The sequence below is a fragment of the Catellatospora sp. KI3 genome (assembly GCF_029948125.1).
GTDB lineage: Bacteria > Actinomycetota > Actinomycetes > Mycobacteriales > Micromonosporaceae > Catellatospora.
In genome coordinates, this window is record NZ_JASAMB010000015.1 from 61553 (window position 1) to 82665 (window position 21113).

Consider the following 21113-nt stretch of genomic DNA (forward strand, 5'->3'; position numbering starts at 1 on the left):
GACCGCGTGAGCCCCGCCGCATCCGGAGTGCACACCCCCGACGCCCACCGGGTGCCCTCCACCGACCAGCTCGACCGGCTGCGCGCCGGCACCCGCATGTACGACGCGGTCATCGACGAGATCGACGGCCGCCGCATCCGCATCGGCGACCACTGGCTGGTCGACTACGCCTCCTGCAACTACCTCGGCTTCGACCTCGACGAGCAGATCATCGAGGCGTCGGCCGCGGCCATGCGCCGGTGGGGCACCCATCCGAGTTGGTCCCGGCTGCTGGGCAACCCCCGGCTGTACCCGCAGATCGAGGAGCGCCTGACCGAGCTGCTCGGCGCCCCGGACACCCTGGTCCTGCCGACGATCACGCACATCCACATGTCGGTGCTGCCCGCGCTGGTCGACGGCGGCACGGTCTTCGTCGAGGCGACCGCGCACAAGACCATCTACGACGGCGGCGCCTACGCCCGGGGCCTGGGCGCCCGGCTCTACCGCTGGCACATGAGCGACCCGGAGGAGCTGGTGCGGCTGCTGCGCTCGGCCGACCCGGACCGCCCCCGCGTGGTCTGCCTCGACGGGGTGAACAGCATGACCGGCAACGTGCCGGACCTGCCCGCCCTGGCCGCGATCTGCCGCGAGCACGACGCCCTGATGTACGTCGACGACGCCCACGGCTTCGGCGTCATCGGCGAGCTCGACGGCGCGCCGACCACCCCGTACGGCTCGCGCGGCAACGCGGTGGTGCGCCACTGCGGCGAGAGCTACGACAACCTGGTGCTGGTGGGCGGGTTCTCCAAGGCCTACTCGGCGCTGCTGGCGTTCGTCGCCGCGCCGACGCAGGTCAAGGAGCACCTGAAACTCGCGGCGCCGCCGTACCTCTACTCTGGGCCGTCGCCGACCGCGTCGCTGGCGGGGGTGCTGGCCGGGTTCGACGTCAACGCCGAGCGCGGCGACGCGCTGCGCGCCCACCTGTACCAGCTGACCAAACGGGTGCTGGACCACCTGCGCGGGCTCGGCGTGCACACGCCCAACCGGCACGGCACACCCGTGCTGGAGCTGCCGCTGGCCGCCGGGCGGGACCTGGCCGAGGTCGCCGACCTGCTGTGGCGGCGCGGGATCTACGTCACGCTCGCCGCATACCCCCTGGTCCCGCGCGGCCAGGTCGGCTTCCGCCTGCAGCTCACCGCCGCCCACACCCACACCCAGGTCGACCACCTCAACGCCGCCCTCACCGAACTGGCCGCCGCCGGCGCCCTCCGCCCCACCACCCCGTGAACCCCTGGCCAAGTTGCCGGGCAATCGGGGAAAGAGAGGTCAAGATACGCCCGCCTGCCGGGCGACTCGCGCGATCTCGGGCACGGGCACCAAGATGGGGGAATGGGAGAACGACGCGACCGGGACGGGGCCGGTCGCCCACGCAACGCCCGCCCCCGCGACGAGCTGGGCCGACCGCTGCCGCACGGGGCGGCGGGCATCGCCACCACCCCCGACGACCTGCACCTGTCCCCCGCCGAGTCACTGGCCGAAGCACAGCGCCTGCTCGACGCGGGGCGCCCGTTCCACGCCCACGAGGTGCTGGAGGCGGCCTGGAAGGACGCGCCGGAGCCGGAACGGGAGCTGTGGCGCGGGCTGGCGCAGCTGGCGGTCGGGCTGACCCACGTCCGGCGCGGCAACGCCACGGGCGCGGCCCGGCTGCTGAACCGGGCCGCCGACCGCATCGCCGCGTACGGCGCCGAGCCCCCGCACGGCATCGCCGCCGACGAACTGGCCACCTGGTCCCGCACCCTGGCGACCCGGATCACCCGCGCGGACGCAGCCGCCCCCGACCTGGCCCCCCGCCTGATGAACACCTGACCCCGCCCCGCCCGCCCCGCCGCGCGCCCCGCCCCGCCGCGCCGCGGGGGCGCTTCAGGCGATCTTGATGCTGCCGATGGGGGTGCCGGGTGGGAGGGCGCGGATCTGGTCGTGGATCTGGCCCGCGATGTCCACCGCGACGACGAAGTCGGCCACCTCGACGGTCTCCAGGCCGACCTTGCCGCCCAGCACCGGCGGCGGCATGAACGTGAAGACCTGGTCGGGGCCGAGGGTCAGCCCCTTGGCCTGCGCACCCAGCGCCAGGCCGCCGAGCAGGTAGCGGTCCTCCCCCGCCTCGGTGTTCAGCATCGCCTCGAGGGCGGCGCCGTCCGGCCAGATGCCGGCCAGCAGCTTGCCCTCGATCACGTCGAGGTAGCTGACGCCGTCGGTGCCGACGAGGAAGACGTCGCCGAACAGCGAGGTGAAGACCGGCTTGCGCCCGGCCAGATCGAGCCACGCCCACGACTCCAGCGCGCGGGCGAACTGCTCTTCGGTGAACGTCTTCGTGAGCTGCATCCAGGCATTATGCCCCGCCCCCGCCCCGGACCGCGCGGTTAAGAAGGGCCCCTTCCACTACGGAAAGCGATAAGAAGGGACCCTTCCTTACCTCAGGGCTGGGGGAGGTGGGGGGCGAGGACGGGGGTGAGCAGGCGGGCGTAGGTGGCGGTGAGGTGGCTGTTGTCCTTGTAGACGAGGGTGTTGCCGACGATGACGGGGCAGCGGGCCTGGGTGCACAGCCACGGCAGCGGGTCGATCACGGTGACGCCGTCGAGGCGGGCGGCCTCGGCGACCATGGCCCGGCGGCGGCCGTCGCCGATCGCGGCCTGGGTCGGGCGGTGGCAGACGTCGACGCTGCTCAGGTGGGCCGAGACGCACTCGGGGGCGTCGCCCGCGGGCCAGGCGGTGTCGCTGATCAGCACCTGCCGCGTGCCGGGCTGGGCGAGCCGGGAGAAGGTCTTGCGCCACGCGCCCGCCCAGCCGACGGCCTGGTCGGCGCCGACGTCGACCGCGTCGCCGTTGCCGTTGGACGACATCACGACCAGGGCGGGGCGCAGCGAGCGGATGTAGTCGACGGCCGCGTCGCGCCACTGCACGCACTCGGTGTAGTTCCGCTTCAGGTTCGGCATGTAGATGAGGGTGGTCGCGGCGGAGCAGGCCGACTTGGTGACCACCGCCAGCCGCCAGCCGCGGTCCTTGGCGATCTGCTCCAGCGGCGGGAACCAGTGCCCGGCGTGCGAGTCGCCGAACAGCACCATGGTCACGGCCGAGCCGGTGTCGCCGTACAGGCAGGGTTTGCGCACCTCGGACTCCGTGAACGCGGGGTCGCAGCCGTCGCGGTAGAGCTGCGGCACGTCGACCTCGGCGTGCTCCGCGGTCGGGGTCAGGTTGGCGGGCACGTTGCGCGACTCGGCGCCCGCCGCGACCGCGTTGATCAGTTCGCGCTCGGCGCCGGTGGCGTCGCGCAGCGCCGCGGACATGTCCAGGGCCTGGCCGACACCGGTGCTGCGCGGCGGCACCAGCACCGGTGCCGCCACCGCGGCCGCGGCCAGCAGCGACGACAGCCCGACGCCCAGGGCGATGCCGTGCCAGGGGCGGCGGCGCAGGCGCGGGGCGGAGCGCATCGGGTCCTCGACCCGGCGCAGGGTCGCGGCGGCCAGCAGGTACGACAGCCCGGCCAGCACGACCAGCTTCGCGGTGGGCAGCTCGCCGAAGACGTACGGCGCGACGATCAGCACCGGCCAGTGCCACAGGTACCAGCCGTACGACAGCCGTCCGGTGACCTGCACCGGAGCCAGGCTCAGCACGGTCGACCACGGGTGCGCGCAGCCCGCGCCGAGCACCAGCGCGGTCGCCAGCACCGGCAGCGCCGCCGCGTACCCGGGGAAGGCGGTGGCCTCGGTGAACGTCAGCGCCGAGTAGACGATGGCGGCCAGGCCCAGCCAGCGCAGCCCGATGGCGAGGCGGACGGGCAGCCGCTCCCAGTGGTGCACCGTCGCGGCGACCAGGCCGCCCGCGGCCAGTTCCCAGGCCCGCGTCTGCATGCCGAAGTACGCCCAGGGTGCCGACACGCTCGTCTGCCACACCGACAGCCCGAACGACACCCCGAAGATGAGCGCGAAGACGGTGAGCACGACGCGGTGGCGCAGGTGCGGGCGGCGGCGGGTGAGCAGCACCGCGGCGATGAGCAGCAGCGGCCATACGACGTAGAACTGCTCCTCGACGGCGAGGCTCCAGAAGTGCTGCAGCGGCGACGGGGTCTGCGCCGCACCCAGGTAGTCGGTGCCCTGCAGCGCGAGCCGGTAGTTCATGCCGTAGAAGGTGGTGGCCAGCGCGTCGCCCGCGATCTGGGCGAAGCGCACCGGCGGCAGCCACAGCCAGGACACGAGCACGGTGACCGCCGTGACGAAGGTGGCGGCGGGCAGCAGGCGCAGCGCCCGGCGGGCGTAGAAGCCGCCGATGGAGATGGTGCCGGTCCTGCGTACCTCCTTGAGCAGGTGCCCGGTGATGAGGAAGCCGGAGATCACGAAGAACACGTCGACGCCGACGTAGCCGCCGGACAGCACGCCGACCCCGGCGTGGAACAGCACCACCACGGTCACGGCCAGCGCCCGCAGCCCCTCGACGTCGGGCCGGAACGAGGGCTGCCTGTCGGTCCGGTCACGGCGGGTCGGCGCGGGTGCGGGGTCGGCGGCGGGCGGGGCTTCGTACACGGTGGCGGTCATCGTGTTCCTGTCGGTGCGCGATGGCGGAGTCGTCACGAGTGCCATCTGCCGACCGCCCCGGCAGGAAGCGGCGGAAGCCGCCCGAAATCGCGTACGGCGAAGATCCGCCCGATGGGGTTAGTCCAGTCGGACAACCGATTCCGGCCATGCCGCGACGACCTGCAATGGGCGGCCTAATCCCGACGCATGGATCACGTCGCCGACCTCTGCCGCGAACCCGTTCGCGTCGTTGCTGTGGACAGGTAGCGGGTCCACTCCGGACCTACATCGACGCGCCGCTTCCCCCGGCGCGTCCACACAGGGGAGCCTCTCGATGGCGTTCGGCTCGAGCCAACACATCCTGCCGGTGACGGGCGTGAGCATGCTGCTCGCACCCGGTGTCGTACTCAAGGTCATCTCGGCCGCGCTGAGCGCGGTGCTGGTCGGCGTGGTGCTGCTGCGGATGTACAGCCAGCGCGAACGGGCCGTCATCGCGGCCCGGCCGCGGGCGCGGCACCGGGCCGTCGGCCGCGCCGCGGTCCGCACCGACGGGCGGGGCGCCGGTGCGCGCCGGTAGCCAGTGGGCGCGGTTCGCGGCGGCGGCCGTCTGCGCCGCCGTGACCGTCGCCTACGTGAAACTGGTCGGCGTCGACTCCGCCGAGCGCATCCTGTCCCTGGTCGTGCTGCTGTACTCGCTCGGCATCCTGGTCGCGGGCCTGCTGCGGCGCCACCGGAACCTGCCGCTGCCGCAGGGGCGCATCATCGCGGTGGTGCCGGCGTACAACGAGGACCCGGAGATGCTGCACGACACGGTCCGCAGCCTCCTCAACGGGACCGTGGTGCCCGACGTCATCCACGTCGTCGACGACGGGTCGGCCGCGGAGCTGCCGCCGTTCCAGCACGCGCGCGTCATCTGGCACAAGCGCGAGAACGGCGGCAAGCACCACGCGCAGGCCACCGCGCTGGTGGCCGAGCTGGAGAACTTCGACTTCGTCGTCACCGTCGACAGCGACTCCGTGGTGGACCGGCACGCCGTCGAGCGCTGCCTGCGCCGCTTCGCCGACCCGAAGATCCAGGGCGTCACCGGCGTCGTGTACGCGATGAACCGGGCCGAGAACCTGATCACGAAGGTCACCGACCTGCACTACCTGCACAGCTGCCTGGTCATCCGGGACGGGCTGTCGGCCACCGGCGACATCTTCACCGCCTCCGGCGCGCTCGCGGTCTGGCGGGCCGAGGTCGTCATGGACAACCTCACCGAGTACCTGCGCCGCGGCGTCGCCGACGACCGGCACCTGACCCACTTCGCGCAGCGGCGCGGCACCACCGCCGCCGTCGCCGACGCGATCGTGCACACCGCCGTGCCCGACAACGCCCCCGACCTGTTCCGGCAGCGCATCCGCTGGGCGCGGGACTACTACCGGGTCACCGCGCTGGACATCCGCTACCTCAACGGCTGGTCGTTCTGGCTGCGTACCTTCGACTTCGCGCTGATGTGCCTGGCACCGATCTTCATCCTCGGCGCGCTGATGGTGTTCCCGTTCGCGCAGTGGCGCGTCCCGTGGGTCGGCGTCGGCCTGTGGGTGGCGTTCCTCTACGCGCAGACCACCATCTACCTGTTCGACCGCAAGGGCGTACCGCTGGCCGAACGCTTCACCACCTGGCTGTTCCTCACCCCCGCCCTGTACGTGTTCCAGCTGGTCGTGGTCGGTCCGGCCGTGCTGGCCGGGCTGATGAACCTGCGCCACAAGTCCTGGCAGACCCGCAACGAGGCCAAGGAGGGCGCCGCCCCCCGGACGCTGGAGCCGGCGGCCGTCGTCACCACCGGACGGCAGTTCTACCTCGACCTGCTGCGGGCGCTGGCCATGGTCCGCGTCGTCGCCTTCCACGCCACCGGATTCGCCTGGCTCGGGTTCGCGCTGCCCTCCATGGGCGTCATGTTCGCGCTGGCCGGATCCCTGATGGCCCGATCGATGATCAAGGCGAAGGACCGGCCCGAGATCGCGATCTGGAGCCGGTGGCGGCGGGTCATGCCCGCGGTGTGGGCGGCGGGGCTCGTACTCGTACCCCTCATGTGGGTCATGGGGTGGGGCGACCGCGACGCGCGCCCCTTCAACGAGACCGCCGTGCTCGCGTGGGTCTTCCCGCTGTCCGACCCGCCCGGCAACGACTGGGCGGTACCCATCACCGGCGTGCTCTGGTACATCCGCACCTACCTGTGGCTCACCCTGCTCGCCCCGCTCCTCTGGTACTGCTACCGCCGCCGCCCCCTGCTCACCGCGCTCGCCCCCGCCAGCCTGCTGCTCGTGTCCCCGCACATCGGCTTCAGCTCCTGGCTGGCCGACGTCACCCAGACGCTGGGCATCTACGCACCCTGCTGGGTCCTCGGCTACTGGCACGCCACCGGACGGCTGCAGCGGATCAACCGCCGCCTCGTGTTCGCCCTCGCCGGACTGCTCGTCGGCGCCGCCCTCGCCTGGCTGCAGGCCTTCCCGCCCGAGCGCGGACTGCTCCAGGCCAGCCCGGTCGCCCAACTGCTCTGGTGTACGGCGTTCATCGTGCCGATGCTGCACTGGGACCCGAAACTGGCCTGGCTGTCGGCCCGCACCCGGTTCCGGCGGCTGATCGAGTGGATCAGCGGACGGTCGCTGACCATGTTCCTGTGGCACCAGCTCGCCGTCATGACCGCGATCCTGCTGCTGGAGAAGTCGCGGGTATGGAGCCTGAACAACGAGCCGCTGGCGATCGTGCTGAAGCTGGCCCTGTCGTGCCTGCTCATCGGGGGCGTCTGCTGGCTGATCGGGTGGGTCGAGGACGTGCCCCGGCGGCGGCTGAAGGAGCGGGCGAGGGTGGGGCGGCACCACCGGGAGGTGGTCGCGGTCATCGCACCCGCACCTGAGCCGGACCAGACCATGGTCCTGTCCATCCTCGGCGCCCCCACGGTACGCGGCCGCGCCCCCGTCCCCGCCACCCCGGCCTCCCCCACCCACACCTGACGGCCGCACCCACAACCTCAGTGATCGCCACCTACGGTCACCCATCCGCACCCACAACCTGGGTGATCGCCGCCTGCGGTCACCACCCGGGCCCACAACCTCAGTGATCGCCGCCTGCGGTCACCACCCGGGCCCACCCCTCGGTGATCGCTGTCTGCGGTCGGAACCTCGCCCACAGAGCCGGGTTCGGACATCAGACGGCGATCACCGGATAGGACAGCTCGAAGATCACGGCCTCCGGACACAACGCAGGGGCTGGGGCAGCTCGAGCCGGAGCGGGTAGCTCGTATTCCGACCGCAGCCAGCGATCAACAACGCCTGCTGGGCCGATGATCGCCATCTGCGGTCGGAGGCTTGGCCAGAAGGCGACGTGCTGACCGCAGACGGTGATCACGGCGCGAAGCAGGCCCAAGATCGCAGCCTCCGGTCGCGCCGCTGCACAGGCCACCGGCCCAACGTTGACTTCCGACCTCAATCGCCGATCACTTGCACCCGCCGATCCTCCCCGCAGCCTTTTGCCCAGCCCTTCACCCAGCCTTTCGCCGCAGACCTTCGCCGCAGGCCCTCGCCGCAGGCCCTCGCCGCAGGCCCTCGCCGCAGGCCCTCGCCGCAGGCCCTCGCCGCAGGTCTTCGCCGCAGGTCTTCGGCGCAGGCAGTCGCCGCGCCCTTCGTCGTAGGTCTTCGGCGCAGGCAGTCGCCGCGGCCTTCGTCGTAGGTCTTCGGCGCAGGCAGTCGCCGCGGCCTTCGTCGTAGGTCTTCGGCGCAGGCACTCGCTGCGGGCCCTCGTCGCGGGGCGGGGATGGGGAGTTGTGCTGGGGGTGAAATGGGCGGCAGGGTGCGGCGGGGCAGGCGTAAGCTCGCGCGCATGCTTCTTGCTCATGATCTTGAGGGACCGGCCGACGCCGAGACGGTGGTGCTGCTGCACTCCTCGGTGTGCGATCGCCGGATGTGGGAGCCCCAGCGTGATCCGCTGCTGGCTGCCGGGTACCGGGTGCTGCGCGCCGACTTCCGCGGGTTCGGCGACACGCCGTACCCGGCGGGGCCGTACAACAATGCCGAGGATGTGCTCGCGCTGCTGGACTCGTACGGCATAGGGCAGTTCGCCCTGGTCGGGGCGTCCTATGGCGGCCGGGTGTCGCAGGAGATCGCGGCCCGGTGGCCGCACCGCGTCACCGCACTGGCCCTGGTGTGCGCCGCCCGGCGCGACCAGGCCCCCACCGAGGCCATCGCCGCCTTCGCCGAGCAGGAGGAGAAGCTGGTCGAGGCCGGTGACCTGGCCGGTGCGGCGGCGCTGAACGTGGCGACCTTCCTCGGCCCGCGCGCCGACGCGGCCACCCGCGAGCGCGTCGCCGCGATGCAGTTGCACAACTTCGAGGTGCAGGTCGGCGGCGCGGATGTCGGCCGGTCCGACACCGACCACGACCTCGGCGCGGTCACGGCCCGTACGCTGGTCGTCTCCGGCGCCCATGACCTGGACTTCTTCCTCCAGACCGCGGAGTACCTGGCCGCGCACACCCCGGGGGCGCGGCACACCGGCCTCGACTGGGCGGGCCACCTGCCGAACCTGGAGGACCCGGCGGCGCTGAACCCGCTGCTGCTGGAGTTCCTGCGCGGCTAGAGCCGCCACCGCCCTGGTGCGACTGACCGGTCGCAGGGACCCGTACCGCGTCGGAGGGCCGCGGCGGCGCCGCTGGCATGATGATCACCGTGAATCGTGACGAGTTGGCTGCCGCCGTCGATCAGCGCTGCCGCCTGCGGGGCGAGTTCCTGCTCCGGTCGGGGCGCACCGCCACCGAGTACTTCGACAAGTATCGCTTCGAGGCCGACCCGGTGCTGCTGGACGCGCTCGCCGAGCAGCTGGCCGCCCTGGTTCCGGCCGACACCGAGGTCCTGGCCGGGCTGGAGATGGGCGGTATCGCCGTGGTCACCGCACTGGGGCGGCACACCGGCCTGCCGTGCGCCTTCGTCCGCAAGGCCGCCAAGGCGTACGGCACCGCGCGGCTGGCCGAAGGCGCCGACGTCGCGGGGCGCCGGGTGACCGTCGTCGAGGACGTGGTCACCTCGGGCGGGCAGATCGTCATCTCCACGGCTCAGCTGCGGGAACTCGGCGCCGTGGCCGAGCACGCGGTGTGCGTCATCGACCGCGAGGAGGGCGGCGCGGCGGCCCTGGCCGAGCACGCGATCACCCTGCACGCCCTGCTCACCCGCACCGACCTGGACGCGGTCCGGGCCTGATCACGGGTACAGAAAAGGTGGCCCGGTGGCGGCGCTCACCCCCGTTAGCGCCGCCACCGGCCACCATCTGTTCGGGTGGTGCCGTCCCCCAACGGCAGGCCACCCATCCCCCGGGCACTCCACTCGGCGCCACCAGCCGAAAGAGCTTTCGGCCGGGCCTCGCCCTTCGGGACCCCCGAAACGTGGTTTCGAGCTCCGGGCTTTCCTCGAGCTTCGTGCCTGCCGATCACGCTACGTCGCCGACCACGGCATCGTCCAGGGCAAACCCAAGATTTTTTTACTTTCCGTGTGTATGGCGAACACGGAGCGTATACCTACCCGCCGCCGGTTCCGCCTCCTCCGCACCCTCCCGTCACCCCCGTCCGCTTCCATCCGCCCGATATATCCCCCAGCTACCCACCCGTCCCGTCGCCCAGATCACCCTCCGCTACGCGCGGGGCTGCAGTTTCGGGGAAACTGCGCGAAAGCGGCCCAAGATTCCAGCACTCTCCCCGAAACTGCTCCCGTCCAGCGGGCGGAACGCACCCAGCGCGGCGCGCGAGGGTTGGGCGGCGGGTACGGTGCCCGGTGTGGAGGGGCAGGAGCGGTTCGCCGGGGGCGTCAACGAGGTGGAGCGGGTCGGACGGTTCGTGCACCGGCCCGTCGGTCCGTGGACCCCGGCCGTGCATGCGCTGCTGCGGCACCTGCGCGCGGCCGGGTTCACCCAGGCCCCGGCGGTGCACGGGCACGACGGCGCCGGCCGGGAGGTGCTCGACTTCATCGCGGGCGAGGTCCCCGACTACCCGCTGCCGGAGTACGTCCGCACCGACGCCGCCCTGGTCGCGGTCGGCACCCTGCTGCGCCGCCTGCACGACGCGACCGCCGGGTTCACCCCGCCGCCGGACGCGGTGTGGCAGCTGCCGCCGCGCAAGCCGGCCGAGGTGGTGTGCCACGGCGACCTGGCGCCGTACAACTGCGTGTTCCGGGGCGGGGAGCTGGTGGCGGCGATCGACTTCGACACCGCCCATCCGGGGCCGCGCCTGTGGGACGTGGCGTACACGGCGTACCGGTTCGTGCCGCTGAGCGGGCCGGGCAACCCCGACTTCACCGCACCGCTACCCGAGCAGCTGCGCCGCCTGCGGCTGCTGTCCGACGCGTACGGCCTCGACGCGGCCGACCGGCGGCGCCTGCCCGGGACGGCCGTACGCCGGGTGCGGGCGCTGGCCGGGCACATCCGCGACCAGGCCGCCCTCGGCCACCCCGCGTTCACCCGGCACCTGGCCGAGGGCCACGCCGACCTGTACGACGCCGACGCGGCCCACCTCGACCGTCACCGCGACGCGCTGTCCGCCGCCTGAATCACCGGCAGCACCATGGTCTGGTCCGGGGTGGCCGCGACGGCCCCCGGCACGGTGCGGCGCTGCGCCCAGCGGGCCCGGGTGCCCGCCGCGTCGGCCGCCCTGCGCAGGCTCGCCGCCGCGGCGGCCGCGGCCTCGCTGGCCAGCCACGCGGTCTTCTCCCGGGCGGCGGCGCGGCCGTACTCCTCGCGCAGGGTCTCGCGGGCCGCCCGGCTCAGTACGGTTTCCTGCTCGATCGGGTGGCGGCGCGGGTCCCAGCCGCCCCGGTGCGCCAGCGCGTCGCTCAGCTCCAGCGCCGACAGGCGGTTGTGCGAGCACGCCGACATGGCGCCGCGGTGCAGGAAGCGCTCGCGGAAGGCGTACTCGGCGGGGGTCTGGGGGGTGCGGGGCAGCGGGATGGCGTTGGCGGCCAGCACCCGGCGCGCGTCAGTGTCGGCGGCGTCGAACTCCTGCCAGGCGCGGTCGGCGGCGTCCTGGGCGGTCAGCCACTCCTCGCGGCGGCGGCGGGCCAGCGAGGCGGCCCGCTCGGCCGCCTGCGCCGCCTCCTTGGCGCGCTGCTGCAGCGTACGGGTGTGCGCGGCGAGCAGCTGTCCGGTCGACGGGCCGGCGACGGCCGGCTGGAGCTGCTCGGCGGCCGGGCCGGTGACGGCCTCGCGCAGCAGCTCGCCGATGCGGCGCAGCGGGACGGCGAGGGTGGGGGCGCCGGTGCGCTCACCGTCGGCGTCGGTGCGGTGGTAGGCGATCAGCGCGACCGTGGCGACCGCGGCGGCGGCGGCCAGGCCGAGCCAGATCAGCGCGGCGTGGGACAGGTCGAGCAGCAGGTTGGCGAAGACGACGTCCATGGTTCGACACCTCGGGGTGAGCGGTGTGGTGGTGGGGTACGCGCGCCCGGCCGCGACGCGGCGGCGTCCGGCGGTGGGCAGCACGGTGCAGGGGATGCGCGGGAGCGCGGTGAGGGGGTGCGGCGTGCGCCGCCGGCTCAGTGCGCGGCGGGCGGGGCGCGGGAGGTCAGCCCGTCGGCGAAGGGGTCGCCGAGCGGCTGCGGGCACGTCTGCGGCCCGGACGTGAAGGTGACCGGCTCGCCGGCGCCGATGCGCAGCTGGACGACCGGGGCGGCGTCGCAGGCGGCGGGGGCGTCGGCGGTGGCCGCCGGACCGGTCGGGGCGAGTTCGACGACGGTGGCCGTGCCGCTTCTCGGGGTGTCCTCAGTGGACACCACCGGGCAGGCGCCGGCCGGGCTGGACAGCAGCGACATCAGCACCAGCGCCGCGAGCAGGCGCAGCGACAGGCGCGCAACCCACCGAAGTGGACCGGCGAGCGCGCTGAATGTCACGAAAAGAAAACTACCCCGCACCGCCCGCTGTCGCATCCCGAGTGAGCGACACCACAATGCGGGCCACCGCAGACCCTTCACACAGCCTCCCCGGGCGCCCCCGCAAGGCGAGTGCAGCTCACCTACACTGCGCGGGAAGTCGTCTGGAGGAGGGTCAAGCATGGCGCACGGGGGTCGTCGCAGCAGGTGGGGCCGGGTCGCACTGGCCGCGCTGCTGCTGCTGGGCGGGGTGGTCGCGGGCGCGGCCGGGCGGGCCGAACCGGCGCGGGCCGGGGTGTACGTCTCGCCGTTCTGGCTCGTCTACTGCTCGGGCTGCGAGGCGGTCGTGCCGCGCGACGGCGCGCAGGTCAAGGTGCCGTTCGGGCTGCGGTCGACCGGCCGGGCCACCAACGCGAAGGTCACCCTCGACACGTCGGGCCTGAACACCGCCAAGGTGACCGTCGTCGGCGCCCAGGGTCCGTGCACCCGCTCCGGCGCGGTCTACACCTGCGACTTCGGCACGATCAACGGCGACGCGAAGGCGTACCTGCTGCTGCGGGCCAAGTCCGGGGCGACCACCGGGTCGGGCGGCTCGGTGAAACTGAAGTCGAGTGTGCCGTCGTCGGACATGACCGAGACCGGCCGCGTGGTCATCTCCGCCGACCCGACCGCGACCGACATCTCGGTGCGCACGACGGCCACCTCCGGCAGCGTCGGCGGCACCGCGACGGTGAAGTACATCCTGCACAACAACGGCCCGAGCACCGAGCCGTGGGTGTCGGTCGGCGTACGGCCGCAGGCCGGCACGGTGCCGCAGAGCGTGAGCTCGGGCTGCACGGTGTCCGGTGGGACGGTCGACTGCCGGGCCGACGGGGTCGCGGTGGGCGCCACCGTCACGTTCACCCTGGTCTACAAGATCAACGGCTGCGACAAGCCGAAGCCCGGCGACGGTCCGGGCGGCGGCCTCACCGGCATGACCTGGGGCGTCCAGGAGACGTTCCCCTACAACGAGAACGGCGACTTCCGGATCAAGGTGGCGGGCTGCTCGGGCGGGTCGTCCGGCGGCTCCTCGGGCGGCTCGTCCGGTGGCGGCAAGCCGAAGCCGACCGCCTCGGCGTCACCGTCGGCCCTGCCGTCCCCATCGCCGTCGGCATCGGCCGAGCCGTCGACCGGTCCGGTGCCGACCGACAGCCCGGCGGCGCCGGTCGTGGCCGAGCCCGCCGCGCAGACCGGCGACAGCGGTAGCACCTGGATCGCCATCGCGGTCGTCGTCGCCGCGCTGCTGGCGCTCGGCCTGGCCGGGCTGCTGTTCACCCGCCGCCGCGCCGCCCTCACGACGCCACAGGACTAGATCGCGAATCGTGGACGCTGGGTGTCGCTCTGGCAGCACCCGGCGTCCACGATTCGGATCACTCGTCGAGCCAGTCCGGCAGCGGTTCGCGGGCGGCGAGCCAGTCGGCGGGGATGCCGCCCAGGCCGGTGTACGACGCCACGATGCCGCCCGCGATCGCGGCCGTCGTGTCGATGTCGCCGCCCGCGCTCACGCAGGCCCGGATCGCGGCCGGGTAGTCGTCGAGCCACCGCGCCGCCGTCCACAGCGTGAACGGCACCGTGTCCTGCGCGGTGACCCCGGACCCGTTGCCCAGCACGTACGCGGCCTCGGCGACAGGGACGTGCAGCATGCGCCGCGCGGCCGCCGTGTACTTGCGGACCGTGCCGGGCGGCAGGTGCGCCAGGACGGCGTCGAGGAACGGACCGGGCTTCGGGCGTACCCCCGAGAGGCGGCCCGCGACCGCGAGGCTGGCCGCGACCGCGACCCCGACGGCGCCCGCCACCCCCTCCGGATGGGCGTGGGTGACCCGGGCCGACAGCTCGGCCTGCGCGGCGGCCCGCGCCGGGTCGCCCGCGAAGTACGCCCCCAGCGGCGCCACCCGCATCGCGGCCCCGTTGCCGCAGGAGCCCTGGCCGTCGAAGAGTTCGGCCGCGGCCTGCTGCCACGGCACGCCCTGGCGGACGTTGTGCAGCAGCACGAACGCGCCGACGCCGTAGCCGCGGTTCGGTTCGCACCGCTGGGCGAACGACCCGACCAGCTCGTCGGGGTCGATCCGGCCGGCCCGGCGCAGCATCCACAGCACCGAGCAGGCCATCTCGCTGTCGTCGGTCCATTCCCAGACCGGCGGCGGGACCGTGCCCGCCATCAGCTCGTCGACCTTGGGGCCGACCGTGAAGTACTGCGCTCCCAGCGCGTCGCCGACGGTCAGACCCGCCAGGCTGTCCGCGGCGTAACCCAGCCGCGTGCTCTCGTGAAGGATGAAGGACATCTTGCCCCGATCCTCGCGGCTGGACGGGCCGGTGGCAACGGCAATCCGGCGGCTATCCGGCGGCGCGGTGCAGGCGCTCGGCCAGTGCCCGCAGCGCCGTTGCCAGCTCCGGCGCGTCGACCACGGTGAAGTCGGCGTCTAGCAGGCCCAGCCACAGCGCCATGGTCTCGGGGTTGTCGGCGCCGATGGTCACGGCGCAGCTGTGCTCGTCGGCGACCTCGACCGACCCGGCCGAGGCGGGCAGCCGCTGCGCGATCACGTCGGCGGGCGCGCGCACGATGAGCCGCGCCCTATAGTGCCAGGCGGCGGTGGAGACGCCCCGGGAGACGTACGCGGCGAGGTCGTCGGCGGGCAGCGGGCGCGGGGCGAAGCGCGGCCCGCCGGGCGTGCGCGGCTCGATCCGGTCCACCCGGAACGTGCGCCAGTCGCCGCGAGCGGTGTCGTAGCCGACGAGGTACCACTTGCGACCCCAGTTGACCAGGCGGTAGGGCTCGACGTCGCGGCGGGTGGCGGTGCCGTCGTGGGCCCGGTAGTCGAACCGCACCCGCTCGGCGTCGCGGCAGGCGGCGGCCAGCGTCGTGAGCACGGAGGCGTCCACCTGCGGGCCGCGCCGGGCCGAGGGCACCGCCACCGTGTACGACTGCAGCGCGTTCACCCGCCGCCGCAGCCGTACCGGCAGCACCTGCTCCACCTTGGCCAGCGCCCGCAGGGACGTCTCCTCGATCCCCGCGATCGACCCGCTCGCCGCGGTACGCAGCCCCACCGCGACCGCGACCGCCTCCTCGTCGTCGAGCAGCAGCGGCGGCAGGTTCGCCCCGGCGCCGAGCCGGTAGCCGCCGATCGCGCCCCGGGTGGCGTGCACGGGGTAGCCGAGGCTGCGCAGCCGCTCCACGTCGTTGCGAATGGTGCGGGTGCTGACGTCGAGGCGGTCGGCCAGTTCCGGGCCGCTCCACTCGCGCGGGGTCTGCAGCAGCGACAGCAGTCGCAGCAGGCGGGCTGAGGTCTCCAACATGTTTCTCATCCTGCCAGGGCATTAGGAACGAACCTTTCCTGATGCCCTGGCAGGGTTCTGGTCATGACGAACATCAGCAACGGTCGGCGCTGGCTCGGCCTGCTCGCGATCCTGGCCGCCACCCTCATGAACCTGCTCGACGCGACCGTCGTGAACGTCGCCGCCCCCTCGATCCTGGCCGACCTGCACGGCGACTACGCCGACCTGCAGTGGATCGCCGCCGGATACACCCTGGCGCTGGCCGTCGGCCTGCTCGTCGGCGGACGCCTCGGCGACATGTTCGGACGGCGGCGGATGCTGCTGCTCGGCGTGGTCGGCTTCGTCGCCGCGTCGCTGCTGTGCGCGGCGGCCTGGTCGCCCGGCGCGCTGATCGCCGCCCGGGTGGTGCAGGGCCTGTTCGGGGCGGTGATGATCCCGCAGGGCTTCGGCCTGATCCGCGACCTGTTCGGCCCCGCCGACCTCGGCAAGGCGTTCGGCGCGTTCGGACCCGCGATCGGCCTGTCCACCATCCTCGGCCCCATCGTCGCCGGAGCCCTGGTCGACGCCGACGTCTTCGGCACCGGCTGGCGCATGGTGTTCGGCATAAACCTGCCCCTGGGCGCGTTCGCGCTGCTGGCCGGCCTGCGTACGCTGCCCGCCGGCCGGGCCGCGCTGGCGGTGCGGCGACTCGACCTCACCGGCGCGCTGCTGGCCGGGGCGGGCATGTTCCTTCTGGTCTACCCGCTGATGCAGGGCCGCGAAGCGGGCTGGCCCGCCTGGACCTGGGCGATGCTGGCCGCCTCCGCCGCCGTCCTCGGCCTGTTCACCGCCCACCAGCTGCGCCGCAAGGCGTCCGGCGGCACGCCGCTGGTCGAGCTGAGCGTGTTCGCCAAACGCTCCTACACCTCCGGCGCGCTGTTCGTCCTCGTCTTCTTCGGCGCCATCGTCGGCTTCTCCCTCTCCGTCGGCCTGTTCCTCCAGCTCGGCCAGGGCCGCAGCCCGATCGGCGCGAGCGTGGCCATGTCCGCCTGGGCGATCGGCGCGTTCCTCGGCTCGGGCTTCAGCGCCGGGGCGATGGCGAGGCTGGGCCGCCGCATCCTGCACCTCGGCCTGGCCGTGATGGCCGTCGGCCTGGTCCTGCTGTACGCCGCCCTCTCCAGCCGGGGCATGGGCGTCGGCGGCTGGAGCCTGAGCGTGCCGCTGCTGGTGTACGGCGCGGGCATGGGCATGATCTTCGTGCCGCTGTTCGACGTCATCATGGGCGAGATCGCCGACCACGAGGTCGGCTCGGCCGCGGGCATCCTCGAGTCCATCCAGCAGCTCGGCTCGTCGCTGGGCGTGGCCGCCCTCGGCACGGTGTTCTTCACGACGGTCGGCGCGTCGGCGGCGTTCCTGCCCGCGGTCCAGCACGTCACGCTGATCGCGCTCGCGCTGACGGTGGCCGCCTTCGGGCTGGCGTTCGCGCTGCCGCGGCGGGCCCGCCAGGCGCCGGCCACGGCGCCCGCCCCCGCCCCGCTCGCCGAGCCCGCTCTCGCCTAGAGGAAAGGAAGGGACCCTTCTTATCGCTTTCCATAGCAGAAGGGCCCCTTCTTAACGCGGACCCGGGCGCGCTGCCCGGGTCCGCTCAGGCGGGCGCGGCGGGCAGGCGGCGCGCCGTCATCCGGTGGATCTGTCGGACCGTCGGACTAGCGTCGGGGCGTCCACCATGGAGCGATGAGGGCGGAAGCGATGTACCGACAGGGAGACGTGCTGGTCCAGCCGATAGCGCGGGAGGCGCTGCCGGTCGGGCTGGTCGACGCGCCGCGCGACCGCAGCAACCGGATGGTGCTGGCGTACGGCGAGGCCACCGGTCACGCGCACGTGCTCACCGGCGAGCGGGTGAGCCTGCTCTGCCCGCCCGACGATCCGGCCAGCCTCTACGTGATCGTCGAGGGCTACGGCCGCCTCGGCCACGAGGAGCACGGCGCGATCGCGCTGCCGGTCGGCATCTACAAGGTGATCCGCCAGCGGGAGTACTTCCCCGGCGCGATCCGCCCGGTCGCGGACTGAGAGGCGAGCCGATGCTGTTGCAGGACATGGACCTGGCCCGGCGCGCCGAGGCCTGGCTCGGCTCGGGACTGTGCACCGAGCCCGCCGAGCGGGCCGCCGCCGAGGCGGGGGTGCGCGCGGCGTACGCCGCCGCCGGGCTGGCCGCCCCGGAGCGCATCGTGTGGCTGGGTTCGCCGGAGGCCGGGGCGATCGCGGTCGCCCTGCTGGCCACGCAGGCGGGCGGGACCCTGCCGGCAGCCGCCGACCTGGTGCGTCAGCGGCTGCTGAAGCAGGGCTGCGCCCCGGACGCGCAGCGGCTCGGCAAGTCGGTGCGGCCGCAGGTGCGCACGGCGCCGTGGGCCCGTGCCCGCGCCGCGCTGAGCACCCGGCTGGGCGGGGTCGGCTTCGCCCGACACTGGGCGGCCAGCGCCCGGCGGCCTTGGCAGCAGCTCAACGAGCAGCTGGTCACCCCGCTGCGGACCCGGCTCGACGCCCAGTTCGCCGCCGACGACGGCGAGCTGGGGCAGGCGGCGCGGGCGGCGCTGCTCGACGTGGTGCACGGCCAGCACGACGCGGCCTGGCTGCCCGCGTTCACCGACGCGACCATCGACGGGGAGCTGGGCGGGCTGGCGGCGGTCGCCGCGAGCGCGGGCTGGTGGTGGGCGTTCGAGCACGTCGCGATCCTGACCGAGCGGCCGACCGCGCTGCACCGGGACAATCTGGGCCGCCTGCACCACGGCTCCGGCCCGGCGCTGTCCTACCCGGACGGCTTCTCGCTGTACGCGTGGCGCGGCATGCCGATCCCGCCGGACGTCGCGGCGGAGCTGCCCCGGCTCACCGTGGCGCGCATCCGGGCCGAGGAGAACGCCGAGGTCCGGCGCGTGATGCTGGAGTTCTTCGGATTCGACCGCTACCTGCGCGAGTCGAAGGCCCGGCAGCTGCACCAGGACGAGACGGGCATCCTGTGGCGGGTGGAGCTGCCCGGCGACGAGCCGCTGGTCATGGTCGAGGTGATCAACTCGACGGCCGAGCCGGACGGCAGCTTCCGGACGTACTTCCTGCGCGTGCCGCCGACCATCCGCACCGCCCGGGCCGGAGTGGCGTGGACGTTCGGGGTCACCGAGGAGGAGTACCAGCCGCTGGTGCAGACATAACCGCGGCCGGGGCGCCCCAGGTCGGACCGGGTGCCGCGGGTACGCGTTCGAGCACCCCGCCCGCGAACACCTGGTACAGGTCGAGGCGTTTGAGGTGCACGTAGCCGATGTGGCAGTCGCACTCGGCCTTCGTGCACCCGCGCGGGCGCAGCGCGGCGCGGTACGAGCCGTCGTACAGGTTGCCCAGCGGTTCGGGCAGGAAGTGGCAGCGGCGCACGGTGCCGTCGCCGAGCACGGACAGCGCCGTCTCGCCCGCGCGGCACTCGTGCCCGAGCGACGCGTGCGGGCGCACGCTGTACCCGAACAGCGGGTCGAGCCCGGTCCACGAAGCCTCCTCGGCGGCGTCGTAGCGCAGCCCCTCGGCGGCGTTGACCCACAGGTACGTCGACTCCGGCAGCAGTGCCCGCACCGCGCGCGCCTCGGTCAGGTGCTCGGGCAGCCCCACCATGCCGACCGAGTGCCGGATCCCGTGCCCGGCCAGCCACGACACCTTGCCCAGGAACCGCTCCCGCGCCACCTGCCCCGGGTGGTACGTGGCCCACAGCGCCACCCGCGCCGGGTCCGCGTCGAGCAGCCAGTCCAGCCGACCGGACAGGTTGGTCTGGATCGCGACCCGGTCCACGTGCGGCAGGTGCGACAGCTCGACCAGCGCGCGGCGGTACCAGGACCGCACCAGCCCCTCGCCCCACGGCGTGAACAGCACCGAGATCCGGTCGCCGGCCGGGTTCGCCCGCGCCCACTCGACGAACCGGGCCAGCGCGGCCCGGTCGGCACGCAGCTGCTCGCGGCTGTCGCGCCGCTTCGCGAACGGGCAGTACGGGCAGTCGTAGTCGCAGGAGGCCAGCGGGCCGCGGTACAGGATGGACAGGTTCATCGCGGCGCGTGCCCGGCCATCAGCTCGCGCACCGGCCCGGAGACCAGCCACGGCCCGATCGCGTCGGAGTGGGCCAGCCCGTCGTCGGTCAGCCGCAGCACGCCCGCGTCGGCGTCCAGCCAGCCGCGCGCCGCCAGCTCGGGCAGCGCCGGGAAGTCGCGGTCCGCGTCGGTGCCGAAGCGTTTCGTGTACGCGGCGAGGTCGAGCCCGTCCACCCGCAGCAGCGACTTCAGCAGCCAGCGCCGGCGCTGCTCGACCGCGTCCAGCCGGAACCCGTGCTCGGCGTACGCGAAGTCCCCGGGCGGGCGCCGCAGGTAGTCGTCGATGATCGCGCGCACCCCGCCGACCCCGACCGCGTAGTCGAACGAGTAGTGCAGCTCCCGGGTGTACGACCGGGAGCCGCAGCCCAGCCCGACCATGCCGTCGTCCTGGCAGCAGTAGTCCGGCCCGTCCGGGTCGGGCACGTCGGACCGGCGGAACTGCCGCATCGACAGCTGACGGTACCCGGCGGCACGCAGCGCGTCGCGGCCCTGGCGGTACAGATCGAGCCGCTGCCCGTCCCAGGCCGGGTCGGGGGCGGTGTCGTGGCGGCGGGCCAGGCCGGTCAGCGGGCGCACGTACAGCGGGTAGAGGTAGACCTCCTCGGGGCGACGGCGCAGCGTCTCGTCCAGGGAGAACTGCCAGGTGGCGGCGGTCTGCCCGGGGATGCCGTAGATCAGGTCGAGGTTGCGTACCGGGAGGGGCGCGGCGAACAGCACGTCGAGGGCCGCCTCGACCTCGGCGCGGCGCTGCGGGCGCCCGGCGGCGTGCGCCTCGGCGTCGAGGAAGCTCTGCACGCCCATGCTGACCCGGTGCACCCCGTGCCCGGCCAGCACCGCGATCCGGTCGGCGGTCGCGGTGGCGGGCGAGGTCTCCACCGACAGCGCGGCCCGGGGCAGGTCCACGCCCAGCCCCGCCGGGATCGCCAGCAGCTCGGCCAGCTCGTCGGCGGTCAGGTAGGTCGGGGTGCCGCCGCCGATCGCGGCGCGGGCGAACCCGGCCCCACCGAGGGAGTCAGCGGTGGCCGCCGCCTGGTGCCGCAGCTGGCGCAGGTACGCCCCGACCTGCTCAGCGGGCGGGTTGGCCCGGGTGAACAGGTTGCAGAACCCGCACCGCATCTCGCAGAACGGCACGTGCAGGTAGAGGAAGAGGGCCTCGCGCGGTTCACCGGCCCACACCTCGCGCAGCGCCGGGCGCGGCCGCAGCGGCCGGTACGCGGTCTTGTGCGGGTACGCGTACAGGTAGCCCTGGTACGGCGAGCCGTCGAGCATGGTCGCCA

Annotated in this window: 19 protein-coding genes; 11 read left to right on the forward strand and 8 right to left on the reverse strand. The window is 73.7% G+C overall.

Translation table 11 applies throughout. The annotated features are described in order from the left end of the window. Window positions 1–6: 6 nt before the first annotated feature. Together QEZ54_RS22910 and QEZ54_RS22915 are read left to right on the forward strand one after the other, a co-directional pair. On the forward strand, window positions 7–1266 hold the full coding sequence (locus tag QEZ54_RS22910) for a pyridoxal phosphate-dependent aminotransferase family protein (protein WP_281306756.1): 1260 nt from the start codon (window positions 7–9) through the stop codon (window positions 1264–1266). 102 nt (window positions 1267–1368) lie between these two features. After that, on the forward strand, window positions 1369–1845 hold the full coding sequence (locus QEZ54_RS22915) for a DUF309 domain-containing protein (RefSeq protein WP_281306757.1): 477 nt from the start codon (window positions 1369–1371) through the stop codon (window positions 1843–1845). A 54-nt stretch (window positions 1846–1899) separates the two neighbouring features. Here the strand turns inward: QEZ54_RS22915 and QEZ54_RS22920 are convergent, their stop codons facing one another. Then, window positions 1900–2361 carry a T6SS immunity protein Tdi1 domain-containing protein gene (locus tag QEZ54_RS22920; RefSeq protein WP_281306758.1) on the reverse strand — a complete coding sequence of 154 codons (462 nt, stop codon included), beginning with the start codon at window positions 2359–2361 and terminating at the stop codon, window positions 1900–1902. A gap of 92 nt (window positions 2362–2453) precedes the next feature. Continuing rightward, window positions 2454–4568 (reverse strand): acyltransferase family protein, encoded by a 2115-nt coding sequence (locus QEZ54_RS22925; protein ID WP_281306759.1) that lies wholly within the window; start codon window positions 4566–4568, stop codon window positions 2454–2456. A 313-nt stretch (window positions 4569–4881) separates the two neighbouring features. Here QEZ54_RS22925 and QEZ54_RS22930 point away from each other — a divergent pair, with 313 nt between their 5' ends. The 5 genes from QEZ54_RS22930 to QEZ54_RS22950 all read left to right on the forward strand — a co-directional run bounded on the left by QEZ54_RS22930 (window position 4882) and on the right by QEZ54_RS22950 (window position 11115). Continuing rightward, on the forward strand, window positions 4882–5124 hold the full coding sequence (locus QEZ54_RS22930) for a hypothetical protein (RefSeq protein WP_281306760.1): 243 nt from the start codon (window positions 4882–4884) through the stop codon (window positions 5122–5124). Continuing rightward, window positions 5111–7543: an acyltransferase family protein gene (locus QEZ54_RS22935; protein ID WP_281306761.1), complete on the forward strand. Its 2433-nt coding sequence runs from the start codon at window positions 5111–5113 to the stop codon at window positions 7541–7543. The genes QEZ54_RS22930 and QEZ54_RS22935 overlap by 14 nt, the downstream gene beginning before the upstream one ends. 865 nt (window positions 7544–8408) lie before the next feature. Continuing rightward, window positions 8409–9161 carry an alpha/beta hydrolase gene (locus QEZ54_RS22940; RefSeq protein ID WP_281306762.1) on the forward strand — a complete coding sequence of 251 codons (753 nt, stop codon included), beginning with the start codon at window positions 8409–8411 and terminating at the stop codon, window positions 9159–9161. 89 nt (window positions 9162–9250) lie between these two features. After that, entirely contained in the window at window positions 9251–9778 is a 528-nt protein-coding gene (locus QEZ54_RS22945) for a phosphoribosyltransferase family protein (RefSeq protein ID WP_281306763.1), read from the forward strand. A 569-nt stretch (window positions 9779–10347) separates the two neighbouring features. Further along, window positions 10348–11115 carry a phosphotransferase gene (locus QEZ54_RS22950; protein ID WP_281306764.1) on the forward strand — a complete coding sequence of 256 codons (768 nt, stop codon included), beginning with the start codon at window positions 10348–10350 and terminating at the stop codon, window positions 11113–11115. Here QEZ54_RS22950 and QEZ54_RS22955 read toward each other — a convergent pair. Both QEZ54_RS22955 and QEZ54_RS22960 read right to left on the reverse strand, forming a co-directional pair. After that, window positions 11088–11957 carry a hypothetical protein gene (locus tag QEZ54_RS22955; RefSeq protein WP_281306765.1) on the reverse strand — a complete coding sequence of 290 codons (870 nt, stop codon included), beginning with the start codon at window positions 11955–11957 and terminating at the stop codon, window positions 11088–11090. The two genes, QEZ54_RS22950 and QEZ54_RS22955, sit on opposite strands and share 28 nt — an antisense overlap. Window positions 11958–12094: 137 nt before the next feature. Further along, entirely contained in the window at window positions 12095–12448 is a 354-nt protein-coding gene (locus QEZ54_RS22960) for a hypothetical protein (RefSeq protein ID WP_281306766.1), read from the reverse strand. 160 nt (window positions 12449–12608) lie between these two features. Between QEZ54_RS22960 and QEZ54_RS22965 the strand changes: the two genes are divergently transcribed. Further along, entirely contained in the window at window positions 12609–13778 is a 1170-nt protein-coding gene (locus QEZ54_RS22965) for an LPXTG cell wall anchor domain-containing protein (protein ID WP_281306767.1), read from the forward strand. A 58-nt stretch (window positions 13779–13836) separates the two neighbouring features. Here QEZ54_RS22965 and QEZ54_RS22970 read toward each other — a convergent pair whose 3' ends face one another. Then, window positions 13837–14748 (reverse strand): ADP-ribosylglycohydrolase family protein, encoded by a 912-nt coding sequence (locus QEZ54_RS22970; RefSeq protein WP_281306768.1) that lies wholly within the window; start codon window positions 14746–14748, stop codon window positions 13837–13839. A 52-nt stretch (window positions 14749–14800) separates the two neighbouring features. Further along, window positions 14801–15760 carry a YafY family protein gene (locus QEZ54_RS22975; protein ID WP_281306769.1) on the reverse strand — a complete coding sequence of 320 codons (960 nt, stop codon included), beginning with the start codon at window positions 15758–15760 and terminating at the stop codon, window positions 14801–14803. A 63-nt stretch (window positions 15761–15823) separates the two neighbouring features. Here QEZ54_RS22975 and QEZ54_RS22980 point away from each other — a divergent pair, with 63 nt between their 5' ends. The 3 genes from QEZ54_RS22980 (at window position 15824) to QEZ54_RS22990 (ending at window position 18921) form a co-directional block, all read left to right on the forward strand. Beyond that, entirely contained in the window at window positions 15824–17278 is a 1455-nt protein-coding gene (locus QEZ54_RS22980) for an MFS transporter (RefSeq protein WP_281306770.1), read from the forward strand. A 189-nt stretch (window positions 17279–17467) separates the two neighbouring features. After that, entirely contained in the window at window positions 17468–17788 is a 321-nt protein-coding gene (locus tag QEZ54_RS22985) for a hypothetical protein (protein WP_281306771.1), read from the forward strand. A gap of 11 nt (window positions 17789–17799) precedes the next feature. After that, window positions 17800–18921 carry a DUF6745 domain-containing protein gene (locus tag QEZ54_RS22990; protein ID WP_281306772.1) on the forward strand — a complete coding sequence of 374 codons (1122 nt, stop codon included), beginning with the start codon at window positions 17800–17802 and terminating at the stop codon, window positions 18919–18921. Here QEZ54_RS22990 and QEZ54_RS22995 read toward each other — a convergent pair. Next, the gene (locus QEZ54_RS22995; protein ID WP_281306773.1) at window positions 18884–19795 is read right to left on the reverse strand and encodes an STM4011 family radical SAM protein; all 912 of its coding nucleotides are present in this window, start codon (window positions 19793–19795) and stop codon (window positions 18884–18886) included. The genes QEZ54_RS22990 and QEZ54_RS22995 overlap by 38 nt on opposite strands. Beyond that, complete coding sequence (locus QEZ54_RS23000) at window positions 19792–21105, reverse strand: STM4012 family radical SAM protein (RefSeq protein WP_281306879.1); 1314 nt, start codon at window positions 21103–21105, stop codon at window positions 19792–19794. The genes QEZ54_RS22995 and QEZ54_RS23000 overlap by 4 nt, the downstream gene beginning before the upstream one ends. Between the last annotated feature and the right edge of the window lie 8 nt (window positions 21106–21113).

What these genes read in the sequence shown, in the direction of transcription:
- QEZ54_RS22915 (WP_281306757.1), top strand. Translation starts at nt 1,369, where the DNA reads ATGGGAGAACGACGCGACCGGGACGGGGCCGGTCGCCCACGCAACGCC.
- QEZ54_RS22920 (WP_281306758.1), bottom strand. Translation starts at nt 2,361, where the DNA reads ATGCAGCTCACGAAGACGTTCACCGAAGAGCAGTTCGCCCGCGCGCTG.
- QEZ54_RS22925 (WP_281306759.1), bottom strand. Translation starts at nt 4,568, where the DNA reads ATGACCGCCACCGTGTACGAAGCCCCGCCCGCCGCCGACCCCGCACCC.
- QEZ54_RS22930 (WP_281306760.1), top strand. Translation starts at nt 4,882, where the DNA reads ATGGCGTTCGGCTCGAGCCAACACATCCTGCCGGTGACGGGCGTGAGC.
- QEZ54_RS22940 (WP_281306762.1), top strand. Translation starts at nt 8,409, where the DNA reads ATGCTTCTTGCTCATGATCTTGAGGGACCGGCCGACGCCGAGACGGTG.
- QEZ54_RS22955 (WP_281306765.1), bottom strand. Translation starts at nt 11,957, where the DNA reads ATGGACGTCGTCTTCGCCAACCTGCTGCTCGACCTGTCCCACGCCGCG.
- QEZ54_RS22965 (WP_281306767.1), top strand. Translation starts at nt 12,609, where the DNA reads ATGGCGCACGGGGGTCGTCGCAGCAGGTGGGGCCGGGTCGCACTGGCC.
- QEZ54_RS22970 (WP_281306768.1), bottom strand. Translation starts at nt 14,748, where the DNA reads ATGTCCTTCATCCTTCACGAGAGCACGCGGCTGGGTTACGCCGCGGAC.
- QEZ54_RS22975 (WP_281306769.1), bottom strand. Translation starts at nt 15,760, where the DNA reads ATGTTGGAGACCTCAGCCCGCCTGCTGCGACTGCTGTCGCTGCTGCAG.
- QEZ54_RS22980 (WP_281306770.1), top strand. Translation starts at nt 15,824, where the DNA reads ATGACGAACATCAGCAACGGTCGGCGCTGGCTCGGCCTGCTCGCGATC.
- QEZ54_RS22985 (WP_281306771.1), top strand. Translation starts at nt 17,468, where the DNA reads ATGTACCGACAGGGAGACGTGCTGGTCCAGCCGATAGCGCGGGAGGCG.
- QEZ54_RS22990 (WP_281306772.1), top strand. Translation starts at nt 17,800, where the DNA reads ATGCTGTTGCAGGACATGGACCTGGCCCGGCGCGCCGAGGCCTGGCTC.
- QEZ54_RS22995 (WP_281306773.1), bottom strand. Translation starts at nt 19,795, where the DNA reads ATGAACCTGTCCATCCTGTACCGCGGCCCGCTGGCCTCCTGCGACTAC.
- QEZ54_RS23000 (WP_281306879.1), bottom strand. Translation starts at nt 21,105, where the DNA reads ATGCTCGACGGCTCGCCGTACCAGGGCTACCTGTACGCGTACCCGCAC.